The organism is Streptomyces sp. NPDC020996, from assembly GCF_040641355.1.
Classification (GTDB): domain Bacteria; phylum Actinomycetota; class Actinomycetes; order Streptomycetales; family Streptomycetaceae; genus Streptomyces.
In genome coordinates this window covers 1-2,507 of the sequence record NZ_JBFADM010000144.1, presented here as the reverse complement: position 1 = coordinate 2,507, position 2,507 = coordinate 1, and the positions used below count along the sequence as shown (strand labels likewise).

Below are 2,507 nucleotides of genomic sequence, written 5' to 3'. Positions count from 1 at the left end.
CGCCGCACATCCCACGCCCGCACCGGCAACGGCCGCAGCACACCCGCCTCGAACAACCCCACCAGCTCCCGCAGCATCTCCCCGATCCGCTCCGGGCCCGCCTCCATCAGGTCGAAAGCCCGGTAGGCCACACCCGGGTGGTCGCGGGCGACCTGCTCGGGGTCGCGGATGTCGGTCTTGCCCATCTCGACGAACCGGCCGCCGCGCGGCAGCAGCCGCAGCGAGGCGTCGACCAGCTCGCCGGCCAGGCAGTCCAGGATCACGTCCATGCCCCTGCCACCGGTCGCAGCCTTGAAGCGCTCCTCGAAGGAGGTCGACCGGGAGGAGCCGTAGTGGGCGGCCTCCAGGCGCGCCTCCCGGCGCAGTACGTCCCATTTGCCCTCGCTCGCCGTGCCGAACACCTCGGCGCCCAGGCGCCGGGCCAGCTGCACGGCGGCCATGCCGACGCCGCCGGCCGCGGAGTGCACCAGGACCCGCTCGCCACGCCGGAGGCCGGCGAGGTCCACGAGGGCGTAGTACGCGGTCAGGAACACGGCGGGCACCGACGCGGCCTGCTCGAACGACCAGCCTCGCGGAACGCGCACGACCATCCGGGCGTCGGCGACGGTGACCGCCGCGAAGGAGTGGGGCACCATGCCCATCACCCGGTCCCCGACGGCGAGGTCCGTCACCCCGGGACCGACCTCGGTGACGACCCCCGCGGCCTCGCTGCCGAGCACGATCGTGTCGGGGTACATGCCGAGCGCCATCAGCACATCGCGGAAGTTGAGGCCGGCCGCGCGGACGGCGATCCGCACCTGTCCCCCGGTGAGGGGTGCGGCCGCTTCGGGGAACGGCACCGGGGCCAGGCTCTCCAGGGTGCCGTCGCCGGGTGTGTCGAGCCGCCAGGGAACGTCGTCGGGCAGGGTGAGCAGGGCACTGCCGGTGCGACGCGTCAGGCGCGGGGCGAGGAGTTCACCGTCGCGTACGGCGATCTGCTCCTCGCCGGTGGCCACGGCCGGGATGACCGGCGTGTCCTCGTCGACGGCCCCGGCGTCCGTGTCGACGTCGACGAGGACGAGCCGCCCCGGGTTCTCGGCCTGCGCGGACCGTACCAGTCCCCAGACCCCGGCATGGACGAGGTCCGAGACGTCCTCCCCCCGGCGGACGGCGATCGCGCCGTGCGTGACGATCACGAGCCGGGCACCGTCGAACGCCGGCTCGTCCAGCCACCGCTGCACCTGCGTGAGCAGCCGCGCCGTCTCCTCGCGCACCCGCTCGGCGGTCACCACGGAACTGCGCGGCGGTACCGGCAGCAGCACGTTGTCCGGCACGGGCGTGCCGTCGGCGACGGCAGCGGCCAGCGCGCCCAGGTCGGCGTAGACCGTCGCGGCGGCCTCGTCGTCGGAGTGCGGAGTGCCCAGCACGGCCCAGGACCGCGGCGGTTCGTGGTCGGCGGTGAGGGGCGTCCAGGCGACGCGGAAGAGGCTGTCGTTGTCCGCCGCCCGGGCTCGCTCCAACTGCTCGGCGGACACCGGCAGCAGGCTGAGCGCCTCGATCGCGGCCACCGGCAGGCCCGCGGTGTCGGCCACGTTCACGCGTACGGTGTCGCCGCCCACCGGCTGCAGCCGCACCCGGAGCGCCGTGGCGCCCTCGGCGTACAGGCGGACCCCGCTCCAGGAGAACGGCAGCCGCAGCGCGGCGTCCTCGCCGCCCGGTACGTCGAGCAGCATGCCGTGCAGCGCCGCGTCGAGCAGCGCCGGGTGCAGCCCGAACTCACCGGCCTCGGCGCGGTGGTCGTCGTCCGCCACCACTTCGGCGAGGATCTCGTCCCCGAGCCGCCAGGCGGCACGCAGGCCGCGGAAGGCGGGCCCGTACGTGTAACCGGCGGCGGCCAGACCCTCGTAGAACCCGGCCAGGTCCACCGGCTGCGCACCCGGCGGCGGCCAGGCGGCGTCCTCGGCGGCGGGCGCGGGCCCGCCCGGTGCGAGGGAACCGCTCGCATGCCGCGTCCACGGCACGTCGGCGGTGCCCTCGGCCCGCGCGTGCACCGCGACGGACCGCGCACCCGACTCCTGCGGCGCACCGACCTCGACCTGGATCTGCACCGCCCCGCGTTCGGGCAGCGCGAGCGGCGCCTCCAGCGTCAGTTCCTCGACGACAGCGCAGCCCGCCTCCTCGCCCGCCCGCAGGACGAGCTCCACGAACGCGGTCCCCGGCAGCAGCACCGTCCCGGCCACCGCGTGGTCGGCGAGCCACGGGTGGCCGTCCGCCGCCAGCCGCCCGGTGAGGACGAGCCGGTCGTCGGCCAGGTGAACCGCGGCACCGAGCAGCGGGTGCCCGGCCGTGGCGAGACCGAGCCCCGCGGCGTCGACAGCGGGACGGGCCGGTTCGAGCCAGTAGCGCCGGTGTTGGAAGGGGTAGGTGGGCAGATCGACATGCCGGGCAGCCCCGAACAGACCGTCCCAGGTGACAGGCAGACCACGCGTCCACGCCTCCGCCAACGCCGTCACGAACGCCTCCGGCTC

1 protein-coding gene is annotated in these 2,507 nt (G+C 75.4%); it reads right to left on the bottom strand.

The genetic code is table 11. The annotated features are described in order from the left end of the window. A partial coding sequence (locus AB0G63_RS39015; protein WP_360760632.1) for a polyketide synthase dehydratase domain-containing protein occupies positions 1 to 2,507 on the bottom strand: 2,507 nt, incomplete at both ends.